This is a genomic window from Treponema sp. OMZ 805 (assembly GCF_050937395.1).
In the GTDB taxonomy this organism is placed as follows: Bacteria; Spirochaetota; Spirochaetia; order Treponematales; family Treponemataceae; genus Treponema.
Genome location: NZ_JACCLP010000006.1, coordinates 89,944 through 110,522 on the forward strand (window position 1 = coordinate 89,944; position 20,579 = coordinate 110,522).

Genomic DNA, 20,579 nt, shown 5'->3' on the forward strand with positions numbered 1-20,579 from the left:
AAAGCATAAAAATTATTAGCCGAAACGCCGTTGATGTCGCATAAAAGAGGTATGAACCTTACAAGATTTTATTACGGCATCAAGCGTATGCCGACCCTATTGTGTATGTTTGTTACCCTCTTCGGATGCGTTTCTATGCAAGTCCACGGACAGCAATCGCTTTTTGACTGTCTAACCAATGACCGTTTTATATTCGGTCTACAAAACGGCGAGGAATACGATATCGATGAATACTCCAATGAAGATTCCGATGAGGATTCCGACACCGAGACGGAGAGGGAATACGATTCGGAGCAAGCTCCCGAAACCGGTGCGGAAGCCGGAAGCGGTAAACGGCAACCGAACAGTACGGATGCTAAACCGGAAACAGGCAGCGCCGGACAACAATCGGAAACAGCGGACGGACAGCAGGCTAACGAAGAAACTAAAGATCAAGCCACTACAGCAGCTGCCGTATCAAACCTGCAAAAAGGCAATGCAGCAAATACCGGCACTCCCGTATCGGAACGCGATTATTTTTTTCGATATACGCACAGCGTTCGCAAAGGAGCACGGATTTCCACCGGAATCAGCGGCCGCGGCTACATCGGCTATTTACAACTTGAATCGCCGATGACCGTACCCTACTTTGAACTTTCGGTGAGAAATTTCGGTGTTGGACTGTATCCGCTTGCAGCGCTGCAGTCTTCTTTTCCTGAAAAGCCTATTCCGACGCTGTTCCTCGGCGCAGGTAACCTAACCTTTGACAGTTTCTTAAAAGCCGCGAACTTTACCGATTATTCCAAAACGAAGGCAAGCTACGGCGGGTTTAAATTCCCTCGAGAACAGTTTATCGGTATCGGGAGTGCACAGAAAGCCATTCAATATGGGATTGAAGTATACGGCGGCGGATGGAACGGAGCTTTTTTTGCAAGCCCCGAGCCAAAGAAGCAGCGGATGCGCTACGGCATTATGGGCGGCTGGCGTATGAATCGAAAAAAAGCTGATATCAACTTTGCCGTTCAATACCTTACTGCTTTTATGCCGGAATTGATTAGAGAGGTAAAAACATCTACCGCACAGTCTGCAGGAGGAGGCGCTTCTGCGGGTCAACCGGCCGGTACTCCAAATACATCCTTAGATATAAACGGCGAATATACACGGCAACGCTATCACACGCTTTTCGGTCTGAATGCCGTTTTTACCCATCCGATTGTCTCGTTTTCAACGATCGGTTTTTGCAGCTATGCGGCAGACAAAACCGTTTCCGGTGCGGTACAAGCCGAAATCGATGCTTGGTACCGGTATGCGGGTATACGAACCGGCGGCAGCTATACCGGAGCGCATGCCGTTAACTGGGATGGAAAACAGCAAAACGAACAAGTTACCGCTTTTATTCAGCCGCACTTTAAAGTCGGGATTTTTTCGTTGTTCGTGCTCTATGCCTTTAATATGGAAGACAAGACAATAGTGCATAACGGCGGACTCACCGTGCAAGTAAAACATAAGGTTGTCCGCTGGAAGGCGAGCTGGGATTACCGCAATGAGCTACATACGCTTAAAACGGAACTAACATGCGTAAGTAAGCCGAAATGGTTTAGCGGCGTTCAATGGTTCCAAAAAGCTGCCGTCGGGGCTTCGGTTGAAATGCAGGACAAAAGTGCCAATCCGTTTATCTTGAAAAAATACACCGCCTATGCAAATAGCAGTTTTTGCATTACTGACGGCGTTTTTTGCGGTATCAACGGTTCGTTTTCTCAAGCAATACGAAAAGAAGAAAATAAGAAAGAACGCCTTATATATTTGCAATGTCCCGTGTACGGCGGCGGCGTGTATGTCAGTTTTAAGCGAAATGGTATCGGAAAAGTACATTCCGGCAAACTTGAAGTGTCGGTGAAAAACGAAAAGCCGTATTACGATGTTAAACTTGTATATCAGATTCGAGCGGCAAACGTATCAGCTACTTTTTAGCCGCGTCCGCAGAATAATGAGGCTACAATCTTCTGAGCAACGGCAGCGCAATCCAAGTCGGTCGTATCGATGATGAGATTGCTGCTTTTGCGGTACAGTTCGGTGCGGCGCGTATACAATTCGGTAAACAGCTGTTGAGCTTCCGCTTTTTGGTCAACAGGTAGGAAGTGTAAGAATGCGGGATAATAGCCTGTTTGCAGCGCATCGTGTGTTAAGCGTTCAAAAAGCGCCGCCTCCGTTGCGTAGAGGAATACCCGCAGCGGTATCGCCGCAATGATAGCGGACGCTTCCGTGTTATCGCAGATACCGCCGCCTGCAGCGATGACAGCGCCGTTTTCGGCTGCTGTACCCTGCCCGTTCTCAGCAGCGCCGTCGGTTCGCAGCGGCAGAGGCATTAGTTGCTGTGACGGCTCGACCGTGGATAACTGCAACTCAGGTGTGGAATACTGCCATAACTCGGCTGCTGGGGCATCGCCGCAGCAGGCATGTAAAGAGCAGCATTCACGCAAGGAGGCGGCTTCCGCAGCGTGTAGGGCGGATAAACCAGCTTGACGGCAAAGTTCCCGCGGCGTTAAGCCGGTGCGGATACAGATACGCTCATCGGTATCATAAAAGGGAAGCCTGAGCTGTTCGGCAAGGAGCCGCCCTACGGAGGTCTTCCCTGCATGGCTCAAGCCTAAAAGTATCACGAAGTTCACGATAGCGGCAGTGCTAGGCGCTTAACGGACACGGTGAAGGACAATCGGGTTCGGGCGGCGTGATAAAGCGCAATAGCATTTTCAGCTTTTTAATTGCAGCGGGGAGCGCAATCCGCAGCGGACGGGGATGCGTATCATCAGGATTCAGCGCCAAAAGACTTGACGAAGCGGCGCCCATGTACGGCGGAACAGCCCCGAATAACCGCATCATCTCTTCCTGCCCATACTGGCGCCCCGTTTGGACATCTTGCACCATATCCGTCCCGTCGACAGGGGTACCGGAAATTCCGTGTGCTGCATTACCGGCGATTCCGGACGGCTGCATATACTTGCACGGCTTCCAGCGGATAGTACCGTCTTTACCGTGGTCTCCCGAAAAGCCGAATAAGCGGCATATCAAGCATCTACCTTTGTATACCGTGCAGTGGTGCGGGCTTTCTGGGTCAAACAGAACGCAGCCGTCGCCTCCGATAAAAGTATCAGTGTCCGCTTCCGCAATACGGTCAGCCCGCTCAGTTTGATTTTCCATCATCCAGGCTGCAAGATATAAGGCTTCCGCCTCGTATACTTCAGGTTCAAAATGAACGCAACAGCTGCCGCAGCCGTCAGGGCAGTGCATAGGACTCTTTGCCTTCCATATTTTTTGATCTGCGTCTATATCATTATACAACGAATCAACTGCCGTCAAAAGATTATAGATCACAGTACCCGCAAATTTTTCTGCTTCTTTTATCATACCGTAAATTCTTTTACCTTATTCGCTAATATTTCGATACTCTCTTTATTTTTTTGTACCAGATCATTTACTTCTACCACAGCATTATTTATTTGAATAGTACCGGCAGACATTTCGTCCATGCTGTTGGTAATAACCTGAGTCAATCCGTCCAGTTTATTCATCTCCTGCGCAACTTCTCCACTACCCGAAAGCATTTCTGACGAACCGGCTTTTACCGTAGTAGTGGTAATATTGATATCTTTAATCGCACTCAATACTTCTTTATTCGCATTCATCTGATCTTGCATAGAACGTGTAATAAAGTCTTCCTGATCGGAAATTTGGGTTGCTAGTTCATATACTTTATCAAAGGTCTGTTCGGCGCCGTTACCGGCAGTTATCAGAGTACGAATGATTTCGATAGACTCTTTCAGAACACCGCCGATTTGCTTTCCTTGTTCATTTGATTCTTCCGCAAGTTTACGGATTTCATCGGCAACAACCGCAAAGCCTTTTCCGGTTTCTCCCGCATGTGCGGCTTCGATAGCAGCATTCATTGCGAGCAAGTTTGTCTGACTTGCAATATTCTGAATAATCACACTCGCTTCCAAAAGCGCATCCGAGCGTTCCGCTATTTGCTGAGCTACCGAGTTTGCCGTTTTAGCGCCATTTTTCCCATCACGGGTCATCGAATACATCTCTTTTATCAAATCATTATTCTTTTCAAGCGTTTGCGTAATAGTAACGATATTTGCAGCCATTTCTTCAACTGCAGAGGAAGACTGGGTAACGGCATTTGCTTGTACTGTAATGTCTGTATCAAGTTCTTGAATTTGTTCAATAATGTTTTCAACAACATTGCCCGTTTTTTGAACACTTGAAGCTTGAGTTTTCGCTTGCCGTTTAATACTTTCTACATTTGCACTAATTTCGTTTATCGCACTTGCCGTTTCAGCCATATTATTGTAAAGATCATCTCCCACATGCTGCATCGTCTTCGATTCATGGATAAGCGAATTAATCATACCGGCAACTTTATCCATTGTCGTATTAAAATCGATCATCAAACGACCTATTTCATCATTTTTCTTAATATAAAATCGCCCTGTCAGATCGCCGGATGCCATTTTTGTAAAGATGAGCTGCAACTTTCGAAAATACCCTTTTAGACGTCTGGAGACCCAGAAAATAAGCCAGAAAAATATAATCAGCATCCCCGTTCCAACGGCAGCCATGCTAATAACAATTCGGTAAAAACTTTCCAATATTTCACTATTTTGCACCAATATCGCTATTTTCCATCCCAATTCATCGATTGAAAAGGCTCGTACCCGCCATTGAATATTATCAATAGTAACAACTTCCGCTTTGGTACCGGCATTTTGAAAGTTTTTAAGATATTGATTACCGGTGTCATCCAGCTTTGTAAACACTAAATCCCGATGCATCGGATCAGCTAAAATAGTACCATCATTTTGAAACAACATTACATATCCTGTCTTGCCGACCTTTATCGAATCAATAAAAGAAGTAAGTTGCTCAAGTTTTACCTCAACACTCACACATCCAATAAATTCTTTTGCCGGTGATAATACTCGCCGAGAAAAACAGATAACAGACGCACCTATTGTTGACATATAAGCGGGTGTTACAATGGTATCGCCGTCGGCAGCTTCTGCTTGTCGGTACCATGAACGCTTCCGAGGATCATAACCGGCGCTCATACTCCCATCCCAAGAGGTTGCATAGCCGCCCCATTTTGATCCGAAATATACTTCCGCAGTATCGGGATAACTTCCATGAATGCGCTTAAACAGCGTTACCATTGCTTGTTCCGTACTGCCTTTTTGCGTATTTTTTACGATAACGTCTTGTTTTGCAGACATATAGCTATTAATTGTTTCATCGGCGGCCTGTACCGTAGGATGGTCTGCAAGCATTTTTACCGTGTTTTTATTATTTTGCATAAACAGGTTGATCATTTGCTCTATAAGCGAAAACTGCTGAGATGAAGTTTGGTCATATTGCCGTATATTCAGTTGATATACTTGAAAGCCGATTATGGCACAGGCGCATATTATCAAAACACACAACGTAACGACACCGGCAACCAAAATTTTAGTACGCAGGGACATATTCTTTTTTCTCGTATCCATTTTTTCTCTCCTCAATAACAATTAAAAAATACTTAAATGAAGGGACCTATTTTCCAAATAATCCTCGCTGCCCTGCTTTAATCCATTTGCCGGGCATACGCGATAACGCAGGCTGGTTTATTTGTGCAGCCAACCATTCGGTATAAAGCGCATTGTCTTCTCCCTCAAGGCGAACAAGCATTGTTTGCAAAAGAGCATTTTCTTCCTGTGCAAGCGTTGCCACACTTGCCTCCGCCATCCTTACAAATGCCCCGGAAGCAGCGGCAACCGGTATATTCCCGCATGAAGGAGAGACATCCCGATGTACGAATATTAATTTTCCGGATTTTTTATGAATAAAATACCGCATAAATGTATAGACCAACTGTATATTTGCAGTAATCAATTCGGTAACGATCTTGTCGGCATGCAACACACCGGTATTGGAATATAATTCGGTATATGCCGGTGCATCGAAGATCAGCAGTGCAGTTTCAATATTCAACTGTAACGTTTTAAATTGAAGTGGTAAAGATTGAAGAGAAAATACGGATTGGCGGTTCCATAATAGCACAGGACCTATCGTATTCTCCGTTTTTTTTTCTTTTGTCCGTTCGGCATCGGAAATAACGATTACACGCTGACCCTGTACCCGTAAAAAATCAGCTAAGCTTAACGAAAAATTTAAACGATCGTCTGTTATCAGTATATCAGTACTCATAGCTACCAGTATATACCGAATAAATAAAAAATCAAATAGCGGAACCGCCTTTTATCTGCACTCCTATTCGATTAAGGTTGCCTCAACCATATAGCGGAAGGAATCACCCGCAGCGGAATATTCTTTTTTTTCAATAATAAAAATAATAGCACGCGAGGAGTCATCCATCAATATCTTTTTAACGGCATAATTTTTAACACCGCTTCTGACATAATCGGGACGGCCGACATCTTTTTTTACCTTGGTTCCGTTCGGTTTTGTTTTTTCTACCGTTAAATAGAATGAACTTTCTGTTTTTGATTTTTGTGTCGTATTCAGCACAACCGTGTACTCATCGCTTGTTTGGAAGTCGCGGAAGAACAATGTCTGATTCCCTTCCGTTGCTTCTGTCTGCACATAAAGAACTCGTCCCTGCCGTGTTTCGGAAATGCCCCATTTACTCAGAGAAACTTGCGCTCTATTCTGCAGCGCAAGGAAGGTCGATTTACTCTCTTTGCCTTCTGTCTGCTTTGAGGGCGATGTCCTGAAAATACCGTTGGGGAGAAAGGTATTGCCGCCTACATCGACAGCATAAATTTCAGCATAAGCACGATAGGTTTTATCCTGTAAACCGTATTGGCCGAAAGCGAACTTGCTTCCATCGGCAGAAAAGCCTAAATTCACAAAGTTTGCAATGTCTCCTGCATAAACGGCAGCCGCCAAGACCGCCATAACAATTATGGTATAAAGTTTTCGCATAACAACTCCTGCACATAAAGGATGCGTAAAATGGTTCTATACCTTTATCGGAATATAAAAAGCAAACTTTAAAAAGGAGAAACCAAACAAGAACTTTGTCTTGTTCAAAGTAATCGAAATCACTTACCAATTAAAGAAACTACAAATTATCCATTATCCATTACTTACTTACCCGGCTGCCGCCAGACTGTAAGCTGCTCCTGTATCAGTTCTTTGCTTTCTTCCAAAACTTTTAATTGCGCTTCTTTTGTGGTAGGCGCAGGATATATTTTAAGCGCTTTTACACGATAAGAACCGCCGCGCAAGTTTGTTGCCATCCGGGTTATCGAAGAGATATTCCATCCGCCGTCAACCGCAGCAACAACGACCGGCATAGGCGCTTTGGATAAAAACCGCCGGAATCCTGCCGAATGAAAAGTCCCGACTTCGCCGTTTTTTGAGCGGGTACCTTCGGGAAAGAGGATAGGTATCCAATTATTACGCACCACCCGTTGTGCAAATAAATCCATTGCCTGCATCGCTTGGCTGGGGCTGCCGGTACGCCGTACAAGGCAATGCTCGTCGCTTTTTAGCATAACGGAAACTAACGGCACATGGTCTGCAAGTTCTTTTTTCGCAACAAAACGAACCCGTTTTCCGCCGAGATAGTTCATATACACAACAATATCCAAAATACTCTGATGGTTGGAAATCAGCAAATATTGCTCCGGCAACTGCGGCACAAGAGTATAGTCGCCTTTAAAACGGAAATTAAGGTAAGCGGAAAAGATTGAAAAGATACGGTGAGCGATAACGGTTGAAATATGTGCATTGATTTTTTTACACCACGGCCGGTATACGGTGTATGCAATACGGTTTAATAACGCCCATCCGGCTAAAGCGCCGACACAGCATATAATACAAAAAATACCCAGCATAAAGATCCTATCAATACAAAAAGTTTTCGACAGTATAGACTATTTCTTCTAAAGATGCAAAGCATTGCTTGGTTTTGGGAATACTGTCAATAAAAATCCGACCATACTGTTTAACGAGTGCGCGCTTATCAAGCAGCGTTACAATACCGCGGTCGGTTTGCGAGCGCATCAGGCGGCCGAAGCCCTGCCGGAATTGTACGACCGCTTCGGGGACGCTTAACTGCATAAACGAGCTGCCGCCTCTTTTTTCGATGGCATCGGCACGGGCGCGGAACAGCGGCGCACTCGGCACGGCAAAGGGCAGTTTTACCAAAATGACATGGCTGAGCGCCTCTCCCGGTACGTCGATGCCTGCCCAAAACGATGCGGTCGCGAATAAGCTGCTTTCGATATGTTCCTTAAATTTTTGCAACAGGCGGCTGCGGTCGTCCTCTCCCTGCTGTAACAGCTCCATATCGGGCAACTGCGTGCGGGCGTACGCACAGGTTTGTTTTAACGACTCGTAAGAAGTAAACAGGACAAGCGTTTTTCCTCCGGTCATCTCAATCAATTTGGTAACGGCGATATTTACGAATTGCTGAAACTGCTCATCATCAGGGGCGGGCGCATCGGTCGGAATATTCAAGAGCACATTTTTGTCGTACGGAAAAGGCGATTCAAAGGTACCGGTGCGTACCGGCTTGTCGGAAAAAGGATGCAGGCCGACCCTGCCCAGCCAATACGAAAAGCTCGTGCCGATTTTCAGCGTTGCGGAAAGGGCAATGACGGTATCGAAGGGGGTGAATACCGCCTGCCGCAGCAAACCCGACATATCCACCGGCGTTTGATTAAAGTAGGGAACTTCCCCCGCAGGGCTTTGGTATTTTTCTATCCAAAAGACAAAATCCGGTAGTTCCTTCCATCGGAAAAAATTTTCGAGCGTTTCGGAAATATCTTGCAGCCGGTGCAGCGCGAGCGAACCTTCCCGCACCGCTTCTTCATACGGAGAACCTTCATCGGGTTCGGCATTGGTAATCAGCACTGCGAGCTTGACATTGAGGATATTCAGCTCCGCGTAAAAATCCTTGCACGCGGCAAGCAGCGCCACCGTCTTCGATGCCGGAACCTGTGTAAAACCGAGACTACTCACATTCCCGCAAAACGAGAGCGCCCGTGCCTCCAATACGGAATAAGCCGCTTGCGTTTTTGCAAGAGCCGCGATAATAGCGGGCATCAACTCGGCTTTAGTAGAAACAGCAGTGATTTTTTCGATACAGCCTGCAGCTTTCCCTTTTTTAGTGCGGGAAAGTGTCGTAATACAGCGGGTTAAATCATAGCGGGAAAAGGTACGGGAAAAAAATCCGCTTGCCGACTCTTCAATCGTATGAGCCTCGTCAAAGATGATTGCGTTAAAGGGCGGCAGAACAGCAGTTGAATCGTACCCTGCACCTTCTTTTCTGCTGGCGAGATCGGCAAAGAGCAGATGGTGATTAACAATTAAGAGCGCCGCCTTTTCCGCCTTTTTGCGCAGCTTCATCACAAAGCAGTCGGTATAAAAAGGGCAGCGCTGCCCAAGACAGTTATCCGATTCGGAACAAATCTTTGACCACAGCCCTGCGGTAGGCATAAACGGGAGTTCGGATCGGGCGCCGTCTTTGCTTGTTTGCGCCCATTTTTGGATAGTTGCCAGTTCTTCCGCCTCATGATTAAAGAGATCCGGCTCCTGTACCGTTTGCATGAGCCGCCGCAAGCAGAGGTAATTTTGCCGCCCCTTAATGAGCACCGCCTGCGGCTGTTCCGATTGTTCGCCGCATACACCGAGTATTTTTAAGGCGTCGGGAACATCCTTATCGATGAGCTGATGCTGCAAATTGATGGTACCGGTGGAGATGACAATACGAACTTTGTTTGCAAGCGCCCATTCAAAGGCAGGCAGCAAGTACGCTAAACTCTTCCCGACGCCGGTTCCCGCTTCAAAAACACCGATTGCGCTATCGTTAAAACAATGGGTTATTGCGCGGATAAGATCGAGCTGTGACGGGCGTTCTTCATAGCGGTCAAAAAAAGAGGCAAAGCTACCGGTTTCTTCAAGATAGCCTGCTATTGTATCGGCATTAAGGCGGTGGTATACTCGTTCCTCCGCTTCATCTTCGTAGTGCATAAAGGCTTAATCGCGCAGCCATTCTACCGTTGCGGTATCGTATTTAACGCTGATAATAGCTGTTTCATTGTATTGAATCTGTGCATCAACCTTTGTGCCTGAAAGAATTTTTTTATCGGGGGATACCAAAAAGCGCCACTGCGGAGGATTGGTTTTTTGTACTGCCTGACGGGCAATTTCATCGGGTAAATTGAGGAATTGACGGGGCTGCAAACTGCCTTTTTGCGTTACCAGCAAGTAGCCGTTGTCGATTTTTAAATCGAGCGAGACGGACACACCGCTTGAAAATACCGCCATTCCGCGACCGCCGCGCAAGATCATCACACGGTCGAGCCCCGGCTCCCCCTTCCATGAACCGGCGAGCGAATCAACGGTTTCGATATATCCGAACTCCGTATTCTGCTCAGTTTGCGGCAGAGAACGGGCAAGCTGTTCCAGCGGAACCGAAAAGTCAAAGAGGTTGAACACTAACAGCCGGGAATCAAGCAAAATTTTGTTTACATTATCGTATACTTTTGAGATGATTCGCGTCAGCTGCTCTGTTCGTCCTTTCAAAATGAGTTCAAGTTTAATGCCTTCCGGTACTTCTTCCAAGGCGCCGAAAAAAATATAATCAATAGCCGTATCATTGGGGAAATCAGCCGGTACGGGAGCCTTACGCAAGTCAAAGATAGTATAGGTTTTAAGTTCTTTAATAAAAGAAAAGACAAGATTATCGACCGTTTGAGCGGTTTGCTCGGATATTGTAGGAGCTTGTAATTGGTAGACGGCAACGCCCGGCAGTGCCGAAACCACCTGCGGCAGGCTGATAAGCAGAAGGAGAAGCGCTATATATACTTTCTTGGTTCCTCTGTATTTCATTGCTCGTTATCACCTGTTTTTTAGCTGCAGTTCCCGTTGCATATCCCGCTTAATATCCCGCTCCTTTATGTCGGCTCGTTTATCAAACTGCTTTTTCCCTTTACAGATGCCGAGCATGACTTTAATCCGCCCCCGTTTTAAATAAAATTCAAGCGGAATAAGCGTATAGCCTTTTTCTTCCGTTTTTCGGGTTAAGCGCTTAATTTCATCCTTATGCAACAGCAGTTTCTTAGGACGGTCGGGATCATGGTTAAATATTGAAGAATACACATATTCCGAAATATGAAAATTCTTCAGCCATACCTCATTCCTCATAATTTCGGCAAACGAGTCGGGAAATGAAATTCGCCCGTCCCGCACCGATTTTATTTCGGTACCTTGCAGCGCAATCCCGCATTCAATTGTTTCTTCAATAGAATAGTCAAAATGCGCCTTTTTATTTTTTGCGATAATTTTTATCGGCTCTCCGTCCATTAAACTCATTATATTCATCTGAAAATACTTGTCAACGTGGAAACAAAATGGTACTGTATCTCCAAAAGGTATTCCGATATCATTCTTCAAATATGTGGCATCACTGGTAAAATAGGTTTTTTATGTTTTTTCAACGGTACAAATTTACTTCATACACTGAACGGCGGGTCAAACGTTTCAAAATACTCCGCATCTGTTTTATTACTTTCTTAATTTTTATCATATATCAGCTTATCAGTTCATATATTATCACCACGTACCGCATTCAAGCGGATACAATGCAGCCGACTTTTTCTTCCGGTGATATGGTTATTACCGTTCCTTTTTATACCACTCAAAAAGATATCGAACGAGGCGCACTGGTAACGGTTGAACCGATTGAAAGACCGCATCAAAGTTTCCTTGGAAAAACGGCACAAAAGGTTGTCGCTTTTTTTACCTTTCAGTTAATCAATCCCTTTGCATCCATTCAGCCGGCGCAAGCAAAACCTTTTATCCGACGCGTTGTAGGCGTCCCCGGCGATACTATATATATGGAAGGTTTTGTACTGCACATTAAAACAAAAAACGACAACCATTTTTTAACAGAGTTTGAAGTAGCGCAAAACGACTACAATGTTAAAATCGAATCCCTTCCGGAAAACTGGGATACATCACTGCCGTTTTCAGGCGCTTACCCCGAAATTACCCTCAAAGAAGGGGAATATTTCGTATTGTGCGACAACCGGATTGCCTCAAGCGATTCCCGCCTCTGGGGGCCGTTACAGGCAACTAAGCAGATCAAAGGACGCATAGTGATGCGGTATTGGCCGTTTTCTCATATTTCGCTTTTTTAAGCTGAAATCGTGAAACCTTCCGGTCTTTACATTCATATTCCATTCTGCACACAAAAATGCCGGTACTGCGATTTTTACTCGATAACGCAAAAGGCGGATTTTCATCCTTATCATCCTCATCCTCAATTTATCGAACGGCTCTTGCAGGATGTCCGCTTTTTTAAAGAGCGCTCTGCTATTGAATCATGGAAAACCGTCTATATCGGCGGCGGTACACCTTCGCTGCTGCACCCTGATGATATTAGCACCCTCGCGGCCGGTATCCGTAAAGAGCAACATCTGCCGGTTCAAGAATTTACGATAGAAGCAAATCCCGAAGATATTCATCCCGAATGGCTTGCAGTTTGCAGCGAAAGCGGCATCAACCGGCTTTCCATCGGCGTACAAACTTTTGATAACGATGTACTGGCCGTAAACGGACGCCGCGGTTCAAAAGAAAAAACGATAACAGCTTTGGAGACAATAAAACGCCGATGGCAGGGTGAACTTTCCTGCGATTTAATTGCGGGATTGACCGGACAGACTGCGGCGAGCCTTTCCGGCGATGTGCGGCGACTGATAGACTACCGCATCGATCACCTCTCCCTCTACGGACTGTGCAGCGAAGCGCCGCTTCCGGAAGCCCGTGAAGATTTTATTTCCGAGCTTTTACGAGAGAATACCGCGCTTTTAGCCGAAAACGGGTATATCCGGTATGAGGTGTCGAATTTTTCGTATCAGGATAAGCACCGTTCCCTTCATAATCAAATCTATTGGAATATGGAACCATACGCCGGCATCGGCCCGGCTGCATGCGGAACTCTGATACATGAAGATACTGGCGGCAAATTTATCGCAGCGGAGCGTTTTGAAGGAAGTAAAGATATCGATAAATGGATGACCGCAGCCGACCGCCTTTCGGTATATTCATACGAACATATCGACCGAAATACCTTTTTGGAAGAGGTGTTGTTGATGGGTTTCCGGCTTTCGGAAGGGATTAACCGGTCGGCATTTGCACGGCGGTTCGGCGCTGATATTACCGCCTTTATCGGCAATACCCTCAGCCGCTGGGAAAAACGTAGGCAGTGCCGCATCGAACCTAACCGCGTATATCTTACGGAAGATGGTATGTTATTTCTGAACCGTTTTTTAGTCGATGCGCTTTCGGAATTGGATGCAAAATAACAACCTGCCGGAAAGCCTCTTGACCTCGACGGCTAATCATTGTTATTCTGTGAGTTATGACAGAAGCGGATAAAATAGCGCTGATAGACTTGGATGAAGAAGATTACGATACGGTTTTAGCCTCGGATATCGTCTTTGACGGAATCATTAAGTTTGAAAAACCTTTTATGATAAAGGGCGCCGTACAAGGAACTATTCAATCTTCAAGCGATTTAATGATTAGTGAATATGCAAAAGTAAAGGCAAAGATAGACGCAGACCGCGTTATTATCAAAGGCGAGGTCATCGGTAATGTTACCGCTACCACCTCCGTGCACGTATTTGCCTCGGGGAAATTAACCGGCGATGTAACAGCTCCCGAAGTAATACTGGACAGCGGTTGCTTTTTTAGCGGTATCTGTACGATGGATCGGCATTAGAGGTTTTAAGAACGTGGTTGCACTCCGCAAGGGCTTTCCGGCCGGAATCGGATTAATCTTTTTATATATTTTATTACCCTATTATATTCATGCACAAAAGGATGCTGATGCACTGGTGTTATACCGTGAAGGCCGCTATAAAGAATCCGCATCGGTGTGTTTAAACGAAATAGAACGGATGCCCCGCAATATCGACAGCTATGTGGTACTGACATGGGCGCTGCTTGCCGACGAGCGCTATCAGGAAGCGGCCGACTGGACAGTTAAAGGGCGGGAAGTTTCGCAATATGATCCGCGGCTTATTGAAAGCCATGCGCAAGCGCTCTATCACCTTGGAAGGAACGAGGAGAGCCTGCACCTTTTTGAAGATTATATCGCCTATGCGCCTAACGGTACGAAGGTGAGCGGGGTGTATTATCATATCGGAGAATTGTATTTACGCATGGCAAAATACCGTCACGCCGATATCGCGTTTTCTACGGCTATCCGATTGGAGCCGCTCAATAGCGTGTGGTGGACGCGGCTTGCGTACTCACGGGAGCAGGCAAAAGAATACAGGGCGGCATTGGAGGCCTATTCGTCAGCCTTACAGCTGAATAAAAATTCAACCGATGCTCAAAAAGGTTATGAGCGCGTACTGCACCGCTTTTAGTCTGCCGCGACGTGCTCCTTTTTTCCTATCTCCCGATTGTAGGTTTTCTTCATTAATATGAATGTTCAATTATGTTCAATACGGATTGAAACACTCGGATGCAGGCTTAATCAAACGGAGACAGAATCCTTTGCCGCGCTGTGTACCGATGCGGGATTTTCCATCTATACCGGTCATGCCGATTATGCCGGATATGCCGGTACAACGCCTGCCGACACTTCAACGATAACAGCCCCGGAAGCCGCGGCTCCCATCCGGCTATCTTCCGCGCTGCCGCCCGAACAGACGGTTCTCTGCTTTGTAAATACCTGTACGGTAACCGGCAAAGCGGAACAAAAGGCGCGTCGGCTGATCAGATTACTGGTGAAGACACACCCCCATGCCGTTATTCTGGTAACAGGCTGCTATGCTCAACTGGAAGCCGCGGAAATAGAAGCGCTGCACCCCCACATACTCGCGTTCCCCGGGCAGCAAAAAGATTTATTAACCGAAATACCGGCATACCTTGCAGAACTTGTTCGCGACAGCGCTTATTTTGATACAGCCTTTTTTTTGAGCGCAGTGCGCGCCTACCTTACCGACCTGACAACCAAGGCGCCGCAGCATACACAGGACAAACCGGTACAAAACTCATCAATACAAAACATATCCGTACACAGCATGCAGGAGAACCGGCTATTCGCACTGAGCTCCCCGCATTTTTTATTCCACTCACGCGCACTGCTGAAAATTCAGGATGGCTGTAATGCTGCCTGCGCTTATTGCAGGATACGGCTTGCACGGGGTAAATCCGTGTCGCTGCCCGCCGCCGAAGTCCTCGAACGGCTTCGCTGTATAGAAGAAACCGGTGCTCGTGAAGTAACGCTGACGGGCGTGAACCTATCGCAGTACCGGAGCGAAGCCGGAGACTTTGCCGATATGCTCAAACTCATACTGGAAAACACTGAGATGCGTATCCGCATTTCGAGTCTTTATCCCGACAGGATAGATGAGGTGCTTGTCCCGCTGCTGGCACATCCGCAGATTTGCCCCCACTTTCACCTTTCCGCACAATCGGGCAGCGATACCGTCCTTAAAGCGATGCACCGAGGCTACAGGAAAGCAACCATATATCAAGCCGTTTCCGAACTCCGCCGCGTAAAGGACAATCCGTTTATCGGTGCGGATATCATCGCCGGTTTTCCCGGTGAAACGGAAGCTGATTTTGAAGAAACGTACCGGATGTGCCGTGAACTTGAGTTTGCCGGAATACATGCGTTTCCCTTTTCCGCCCGCCCGGGAACGGAGGCGTGGAAAATGCAGCCGAAAGTACCTGAACGGATTGCAGGTCAACGGATAAAAAAGCTGAACGAGCTAGCGGAAACGCAATCCGCATCATATTTACAGGCATGGGATGGAAAACTGATATGCGGGGTTGTCGAAGCGCCACGCAACGGACAGCAAACCGTTATCACGGAAAACTATCTTTCGCTGCCTTTAATACGGGATTCTTTACAGGAGAGTAATTTGCACGGCGGCGAATATGTCCGTGTACGAGTGCAGGGAAAGAATGCCGTACTGACGGAAATTATCTCCAGCCCGCACAGCTAACCGGATAATCGAACCGAAATATCCTCACACCATTTTGACGGATAATGGGTAATCGCAACTAAATCTAAGGAAAATCTCTAAAAACGGAAGTTTTAGAGGTTCTCTATTATTTATAGGAGCACAGCGCCACCCGCGTCATATCGAGGCTGTACGGATTATCGGCAAACGCAATATCCTTCACCTTTTCCGAATTGTATACCGCCATTTCCCTCGCGTAAGAAATCGGTATGTTCACCGCCTCATCATGCAGCGTTGTTAAAATGAACCGGTAATCGTCCCGTATCGCATCTTCGTCTACGGTACTCATCATACCGGCAATACAGGCATCGATGCGCGTTTTTTGCACCAAGCCTGCCTGAGAGGTTTTATCCAACCCGTCGTCCGCCATCGCAGTCAAAAAGACATGCGGATCTTGGGGAAAGCCGTAAGTGTCGTTGACGGACAGTTCAAATGCACCCGACGTACCGGTATCGAACCACGTCATCGTTTCGTACCCCTGCAAGACAAGCTCAATGCCGATATTCGCAAGCTGCCCTTTCACCGCCGTCAGTATTTGCTCGTCGATAGGCTTTGCACTCTGATAAATCGCCCGCAGCTGTAATGGCGTTCCATTGCGCATCCGTATTCCCTTGCCATTCAGTTCCGTCCAACCGGCCTGCTCAAGCAAAGACACCGCACGCGCTTTATCGTATTGATACGGCGACAGCGCGACATCGCAATACGGCATATCGCGGGTAAACAGCGTATCCGCCTTAACCTCGCTTCCGTGCAGTACCGTATTGATAATTTCATCTTTATTGATTGCGTACTCAAGCGCCAAACGCAACTGCTTATCCCGCGTAAGCGGCGAAGACGCATTGAGCAGCAGATTTCGTGTAATATAAGTTTTATCCGAAAACCGCACGGTCAACCCAGCCCCTGCACCGTTCTGATTCGCCATTCCGGTCTGCGCCGGCATCCTGACCTGCTCCAGCATATCGTAGGTAATTTGATACGAACCGAACAGTATATCGATTTCCCCCGCTTTAAGCGCAAGAGCGCGGCTGTCCGCATCGGGGATAATCATTACGGTAAACGACTCCGGTCCGCCATTTTGTCCATACCATTGCGGATTTTTTGTAAACCGATACCGCTGCCCCGCAACACAGTTTGCCGCCTTTATCTCGTAGGGTCCCGTTCCCGCCGTATCCGCTGTATAGGAGCCGTAGGGATTATTCCCGTTTTCAAACAGACGAGGAGAAAGCATCCCAAACGCCGACGCACTTAACTCCTGCAAAACGGCAGGGTAAGGCTCTGCATAGCGGAACCGCACCGTGTATTCATCCGCCGCCTCCACCGCACTGATCCGCGAAACCGCCCCATAATAGCCGAGATAGTCCCCGACAAATTCCTGCATCTTTTCAATGTTGACCTTTACCGCCTCCGCAGTAAACCGCTCCCCATCGGTAAACGTAACCCCGCGCCGTAAATGAAACGTCCACGAATGTTCGTCATGCTCCCACCTTTCGGCAAGAGCCGGTTTCACTTCCCCATTCTCAAACCGGACAAGCGTTTCATACACCATCTCCGAATAATGAGAAAACCCAAGCCCGTCCATAATCCCAATCGGCTCATAACTTGCAAAATCGACCGCTTCTCCGACAATCAACTCATCACGGCCTTTTATCTCCGACGCATTTTTGCATCCCAACACGGCAATCAGCGCCGCAACCGACACCGCTGCAATCCACCGTATTTTTCTTGTATTCATACAAACCTCCATTGTTTTATTTTTTGGGGCGACTTTTTGCGCAAGCGCAAAAACCGGGCTATCCGCTTGTATCTTTTTATTGCGTTTGCAAAAACCGGCTGCGCTTCTCCTCACGTCGAAGGCAGCTACAGTAATGAGCCCTGCAATAAAAAGGATACCGCTTCTATCCCGTATCGCCGTCCTTGCCGATATTAAATCGAATAATTTTTCCTTTATCACCGGTCATAAAAGCGGCTGCCCGCAGGTCATGTGTGATAAACAAATATGCGCACTGCGTCTCTTTTTGCAGCCGTTTTAAGAGCTGAAGGATATGCAGCATCACCGTAGGATCAAGCCCCGCGACGGCTTCATCCAGCACGGCGAGCTTCGGTCTAATAGATAGCGCACGGATAATGCATATCCTTTTTTGCTGACCGCCCGACAATTCATGCGGATACTTTTCCAAAAGATAGGCAGGAATATCGGCGGTATCCAGCAGCGGAGCAAGCCGAGCCATACACTCCTTTTCAGAAAATCGGCAAAAATGCTGCAGCGGCTCGCAAAGGCTTTTCTTAATTTTTTGCCTTGGGTCAAAGCAGTTCAGGCTATCCTGAAACACGGGCTGAATATGCCGGTAGAGCGTCCTCCTGCGGGCAAGCGGAAAAACATCCTCGCCGTCCCACCGGATGCTGCCTACAGTCGGTTTTTCAAAACCGCAGATAAGACGCGCCAAGGTACTTTTTCCGCTGCCGCTTTCGCCGATAAGCGCAACCGTCTCCCCGTCCCCGATCGTCAATGAAAAATCCTCCAGCACCGGCACGCTGCCTTTCCTGCCGTTGTCCGTATAGCGTTTTGTTATATGTTTTATTTCGAGCATTGCTTCTCCTCTATAAAATACCCACGTGCACACATGAAAAGAAAAATCTTCCGCCATGGAGGGCGGTGTTAAACAAATATACATCCGTGTATATTTGTTTAACTTCGAGTTTGTTCCCACAAACTCGATTCTGTGGATACTCCCTGGCATCCTTGCCAGTATAACGATATTTTGGTCTTGCCAAAATTCGCAGTCAAAAGTGTACATGGACGTACACTTTTGACGATGATAGTAATTCGGCTGTGTACGGATGCCGGGGATTTTTCAGAACCGTTTTGGCGGTTCCTGTCTCTACTATTTCACCCTCTTTCATCACGGCAATACGTTCTGCAATATTCGCAACGGCATTCATATCGTGCGAAACAAACAGCAATGCAGCTTGGGTCTCTTTTACCGCTTTTGCAAGCAGTTGTAACACAATACCGCAATTACCGGCATCCAGTGCGCCGGTCGGCTCGTCGGCAATGAGCAACACGGGGCGCAGCGAAACGGCAATCGCAACCATAACCCGCTGCAGCATTCCGCCGCTTAATTGCCCCGGATAGCTTTCCATAACACGTTCCGCATCGGAAAGCCCTACGGCACAGAGCAGTTCATACCCCAACCGGAAAGCCTCACGTGTACTGCAATGACGGTGAGCCTTAATCGTTTCCATAAAATGGCGCTTTATTTTCATACACGGATCGAATGCCGCATGCGGATTTTGCATGACATACCCGATATCCTTTCCGTTGATTTTCTGCTGTTCCTTTGGGGATAATTGCAGCAGTTCTTTACCGCACAGCCGGATACTGCCGCTTTGCTGCGCATGGTCTTTGAGTAAGCCGAGTATCGCTTTGCACACGGAACTTTTGCCGCTGCCGCTTTCACCGATCAAACCGAACGTTTCTCCCCGCGCAATGGAAAAACCGATATTGCGTATTTTCGTTCTTTCATTCGGATATTCGATACACAAGCCGCTTACGGAAAGGATGGGGGCATCCTTCACCGGTTCTCCCGTATACTGTGCATAGTGCGGCGTGAGCGTACTCGCTTCATTCATCGATGCTTTCCTGTACGGAGCCTTGATACGGAGAAAAGAAACGGCGCAAACCTTCCCCCGTTATATTGCAGGCGCATACGGCAAAGAAGATACAGAGTCCGGGATAAACGGCGAATCGCGGAGCACGAATAAAGCTGCTTTTTGCATCCGACAGCAGCGCGCCCCATTCCGGCGTCCCTGCAGGCAATCCGATCCCTAAAAATGAAAAGCCGGAGAGCATCAGTACCGCATCGCCGATTCCTATCGTCAACAGTACGATAAGGCTCGGCATAATATTCGGAAAAATATGCTTTACCGTTATGCTCCAATCGGAAAGGCCTGCGGTTTTTGCATAGACAATATAGCTTTTTCGGCTTTCGTGATGCGTATAGCTGCGCACCATTCTGCCGTACCATCCCCAATACGCAAACCCCGCGCTTACCAGCAGATTGACTACGCCGTTTCCCATAATGCCGATAACCGCAAGCACCAGCACCGTTGGCGGCATCGCCATACTCACATCGCAGCTTAACACAAAAAGCTTATCCGCAACGCCGCCCTTAAACGCCGCAATCATCCCGATAGGTGTTGCAAGCACGGCAACTGTCCCGATAACTGCGGCGGCAAGTCCCATGGAATAGCGCGTGCCGTACAGCAGTCTTGAAAATATGCACCGTCCGTACGCATCCGCTCCCAACGGCATCGCAAAAGACCGCTCGGCAAACCGTACACTCATATCGATTTTGTCAGGATTATTCGGCGCCAACACATCGCAAAAAACAGCGATGATAACCAATACCGAAACCATACCGAGCCCTGCACCGAGCGCGGCATTCATTTTTCCCCTCATGCACGATTCCTCAACGAACGTTTATTTTAAGCGGCTTAAATGGCGCCGCTTAAAAACACTGTGAGTTTGCCATTCGGCAAACGTCA

Annotated in this window: 19 protein-coding genes; 6 read left to right on the forward strand and 13 right to left on the reverse strand. The window is 47.4% G+C overall.

Translation table 11 applies throughout. The annotated features are described in order from the left end of the window. Nucleotides 1–51 precede the first annotated feature (51 nt). Entirely contained in the window at nucleotides 52–1,950 is a 1,899-nt protein-coding gene (locus tag HGH47_RS06640) for a hypothetical protein (protein ID WP_432911152.1), read from the forward strand. On the opposite strand, the gene HGH47_RS06645 is transcribed toward HGH47_RS06640, so the two are convergent. The 9 genes from HGH47_RS06645 to smpB form a co-directional block, all read right to left on the reverse strand. Then, nucleotides 1,947–2,648, reverse strand: coding sequence for a shikimate kinase (locus HGH47_RS06645; RefSeq protein WP_432911155.1), 702 nt, complete (start codon nucleotides 2,646–2,648; stop codon nucleotides 1,947–1,949). The two genes, HGH47_RS06640 and HGH47_RS06645, sit on opposite strands and share 4 nt — an antisense overlap. Before the next feature lie 13 nt (nucleotides 2,649–2,661). Next, on the reverse strand, nucleotides 2,662–3,384 hold the full coding sequence (locus HGH47_RS06650; RefSeq protein WP_432911158.1) for a YkgJ family cysteine cluster protein: 723 nt from the start codon (nucleotides 3,382–3,384) through the stop codon (nucleotides 2,662–2,664). Then, on the reverse strand, nucleotides 3,381–5,522 hold the full coding sequence (locus HGH47_RS06655; RefSeq protein ID WP_432911161.1) for a methyl-accepting chemotaxis protein: 2,142 nt from the start codon (nucleotides 5,520–5,522) through the stop codon (nucleotides 3,381–3,383). Before HGH47_RS06655 ends, HGH47_RS06650 begins: the two co-directional genes overlap by 4 nt. Nucleotides 5,523–5,568: 46 nt before the next feature. Further along, nucleotides 5,569–6,222 carry a hypothetical protein gene (locus HGH47_RS06660; RefSeq protein WP_432911163.1) on the reverse strand — a complete coding sequence of 218 codons (654 nt, stop codon included), beginning with the start codon at nucleotides 6,220–6,222 and terminating at the stop codon, nucleotides 5,569–5,571. Nucleotides 6,223–6,285: 63 nt separating this feature from the next. Beyond that, entirely contained in the window at nucleotides 6,286–6,960 is a 675-nt protein-coding gene (locus HGH47_RS06665; RefSeq protein WP_212566268.1) for a DUF2259 domain-containing protein, read from the reverse strand. A gap of 164 nt (nucleotides 6,961–7,124) precedes the next feature. Then, nucleotides 7,125–7,877: a lysophospholipid acyltransferase family protein gene (locus tag HGH47_RS06670; protein ID WP_212566267.1), complete on the reverse strand. Its 753-nt coding sequence runs from the start codon at nucleotides 7,875–7,877 to the stop codon at nucleotides 7,125–7,127. A 10-nt stretch (nucleotides 7,878–7,887) separates the two neighbouring features. Then, nucleotides 7,888–10,017 carry an ATP-dependent DNA helicase gene (locus tag HGH47_RS06675; protein ID WP_432911168.1) on the reverse strand — a complete coding sequence of 710 codons (2,130 nt, stop codon included), beginning with the start codon at nucleotides 10,015–10,017 and terminating at the stop codon, nucleotides 7,888–7,890. A gap of 6 nt (nucleotides 10,018–10,023) precedes the next feature. Then, nucleotides 10,024–10,878, reverse strand: a complete 855-nt coding sequence (locus HGH47_RS06680; RefSeq protein WP_432911171.1) for a TP0183 family DNA metabolism protein — start codon at nucleotides 10,876–10,878, stop codon at nucleotides 10,024–10,026. A gap of 9 nt (nucleotides 10,879–10,887) precedes the next feature. Next, nucleotides 10,888–11,352: an SsrA-binding protein SmpB gene (smpB, locus tag HGH47_RS06685; RefSeq protein WP_432911244.1), complete on the reverse strand. Its 465-nt coding sequence runs from the start codon at nucleotides 11,350–11,352 to the stop codon at nucleotides 10,888–10,890. A 122-nt stretch (nucleotides 11,353–11,474) separates the two neighbouring features. On the opposite strand from smpB, the gene lepB reads away from it, so the two are divergent. From lepB to mtaB, 5 genes are read left to right on the forward strand one after another with little or no spacing between them, the layout of a single operon-like run. Then, nucleotides 11,475–12,188, forward strand: coding sequence for a signal peptidase I (lepB, locus tag HGH47_RS06690; RefSeq protein ID WP_432911174.1), 714 nt, complete (start codon nucleotides 11,475–11,477; stop codon nucleotides 12,186–12,188). Nucleotides 12,189–12,197: 9 nt separating this feature from the next. After that, nucleotides 12,198–13,355: a coproporphyrinogen-III oxidase family protein gene (locus tag HGH47_RS06695; protein ID WP_432911177.1), complete on the forward strand. Its 1,158-nt coding sequence runs from the start codon at nucleotides 12,198–12,200 to the stop codon at nucleotides 13,353–13,355. Nucleotides 13,356–13,411: 56 nt separating this feature from the next. Continuing rightward, nucleotides 13,412–13,774, forward strand: a complete 363-nt coding sequence (locus tag HGH47_RS06700) for a bactofilin family protein (RefSeq protein WP_253676389.1) — start codon at nucleotides 13,412–13,414, stop codon at nucleotides 13,772–13,774. Between the two features lie 13 nt (nucleotides 13,775–13,787). Continuing rightward, complete coding sequence (locus HGH47_RS06705) at nucleotides 13,788–14,426, forward strand: tetratricopeptide repeat protein (RefSeq protein ID WP_253676388.1); 639 nt, start codon at nucleotides 13,788–13,790, stop codon at nucleotides 14,424–14,426. A gap of 57 nt (nucleotides 14,427–14,483) precedes the next feature. Further along, nucleotides 14,484–16,016 (forward strand): tRNA (N(6)-L-threonylcarbamoyladenosine(37)-C(2))-methylthiotransferase MtaB, encoded by a 1,533-nt coding sequence (gene mtaB, locus HGH47_RS06710; RefSeq protein ID WP_432911181.1) that lies wholly within the window; start codon nucleotides 14,484–14,486, stop codon nucleotides 16,014–16,016. Between the two features lie 106 nt (nucleotides 16,017–16,122). Here mtaB and HGH47_RS06715 read toward each other — a convergent pair whose 3' ends face one another. The 4 genes from HGH47_RS06715 to HGH47_RS06730 form a co-directional block, all read right to left on the reverse strand. Continuing rightward, complete coding sequence (locus HGH47_RS06715) at nucleotides 16,123–17,766, reverse strand: ABC transporter substrate-binding protein (RefSeq protein ID WP_212566260.1); 1,644 nt, start codon at nucleotides 17,764–17,766, stop codon at nucleotides 16,123–16,125. Nucleotides 17,767–17,929: 163 nt separating this feature from the next. Next, the gene (locus HGH47_RS06720) at nucleotides 17,930–18,622 is read right to left on the reverse strand and encodes an ABC transporter ATP-binding protein (RefSeq protein WP_212566259.1); all 693 of its coding nucleotides are present in this window, start codon (nucleotides 18,620–18,622) and stop codon (nucleotides 17,930–17,932) included. Nucleotides 18,623–18,815: 193 nt separating this feature from the next. After that, entirely contained in the window at nucleotides 18,816–19,664 is an 849-nt protein-coding gene (locus tag HGH47_RS06725) for an ABC transporter ATP-binding protein (protein WP_212566258.1), read from the reverse strand. Further along, nucleotides 19,657–20,493 (reverse strand): ABC transporter permease, encoded by an 837-nt coding sequence (locus HGH47_RS06730; RefSeq protein ID WP_212566257.1) that lies wholly within the window; start codon nucleotides 20,491–20,493, stop codon nucleotides 19,657–19,659. The genes HGH47_RS06725 and HGH47_RS06730 overlap by 8 nt, the downstream gene beginning before the upstream one ends. Nucleotides 20,494–20,579: the final 86 nt, after the last annotated feature.

What these genes read in the sequence shown, in the direction of transcription:
- HGH47_RS06650 (WP_432911158.1), bottom strand. Translation starts at nt 3,384, where the DNA reads ATGATAAAAGAAGCAGAAAAATTTGCGGGTACTGTGATCTATAATCTT.
- HGH47_RS06665 (WP_212566268.1), bottom strand. Translation starts at nt 6,960, where the DNA reads ATGCGAAAACTTTATACCATAATTGTTATGGCGGTCTTGGCGGCTGCC.
- HGH47_RS06720 (WP_212566259.1), bottom strand. Translation starts at nt 18,622, where the DNA reads ATGCTCGAAATAAAACATATAACAAAACGCTATACGGACAACGGCAGG.
- HGH47_RS06670 (WP_212566267.1), bottom strand. Translation starts at nt 7,877, where the DNA reads ATGCTGGGTATTTTTTGTATTATATGCTGTGTCGGCGCTTTAGCCGGA.
- smpB (WP_432911244.1), bottom strand. Translation starts at nt 11,352, where the DNA reads ATGGACGGAGAGCCGATAAAAATTATCGCAAAAAATAAAAAGGCGCAT.
- HGH47_RS06675 (WP_432911168.1), bottom strand. Translation starts at nt 10,017, where the DNA reads ATGCACTACGAAGATGAAGCGGAGGAACGAGTATACCACCGCCTTAAT.
- HGH47_RS06640 (WP_432911152.1), top strand. Translation starts at nt 52, where the DNA reads ATGAACCTTACAAGATTTTATTACGGCATCAAGCGTATGCCGACCCTA.
- HGH47_RS06680 (WP_432911171.1), bottom strand. Translation starts at nt 10,878, where the DNA reads ATGAAATACAGAGGAACCAAGAAAGTATATATAGCGCTTCTCCTTCTG.
- lepB (WP_432911174.1), top strand. Translation starts at nt 11,475, where the DNA reads ATGTTTTTTCAACGGTACAAATTTACTTCATACACTGAACGGCGGGTC.
- HGH47_RS06660 (WP_432911163.1), bottom strand. Translation starts at nt 6,222, where the DNA reads ATGAGTACTGATATACTGATAACAGACGATCGTTTAAATTTTTCGTTA.
- HGH47_RS06730 (WP_212566257.1), bottom strand. Translation starts at nt 20,493, where the DNA reads ATGAGGGGAAAAATGAATGCCGCGCTCGGTGCAGGGCTCGGTATGGTT.
- HGH47_RS06715 (WP_212566260.1), bottom strand. Translation starts at nt 17,766, where the DNA reads ATGAATACAAGAAAAATACGGTGGATTGCAGCGGTGTCGGTTGCGGCG.
- HGH47_RS06655 (WP_432911161.1), bottom strand. Translation starts at nt 5,522, where the DNA reads ATGGATACGAGAAAAAAGAATATGTCCCTGCGTACTAAAATTTTGGTT.
- HGH47_RS06725 (WP_212566258.1), bottom strand. Translation starts at nt 19,664, where the DNA reads ATGAATGAAGCGAGTACGCTCACGCCGCACTATGCACAGTATACGGGA.
- HGH47_RS06700 (WP_253676389.1), top strand. Translation starts at nt 13,412, where the DNA reads ATGACAGAAGCGGATAAAATAGCGCTGATAGACTTGGATGAAGAAGAT.
- mtaB (WP_432911181.1), top strand. Translation starts at nt 14,484, where the DNA reads ATGAATGTTCAATTATGTTCAATACGGATTGAAACACTCGGATGCAGG.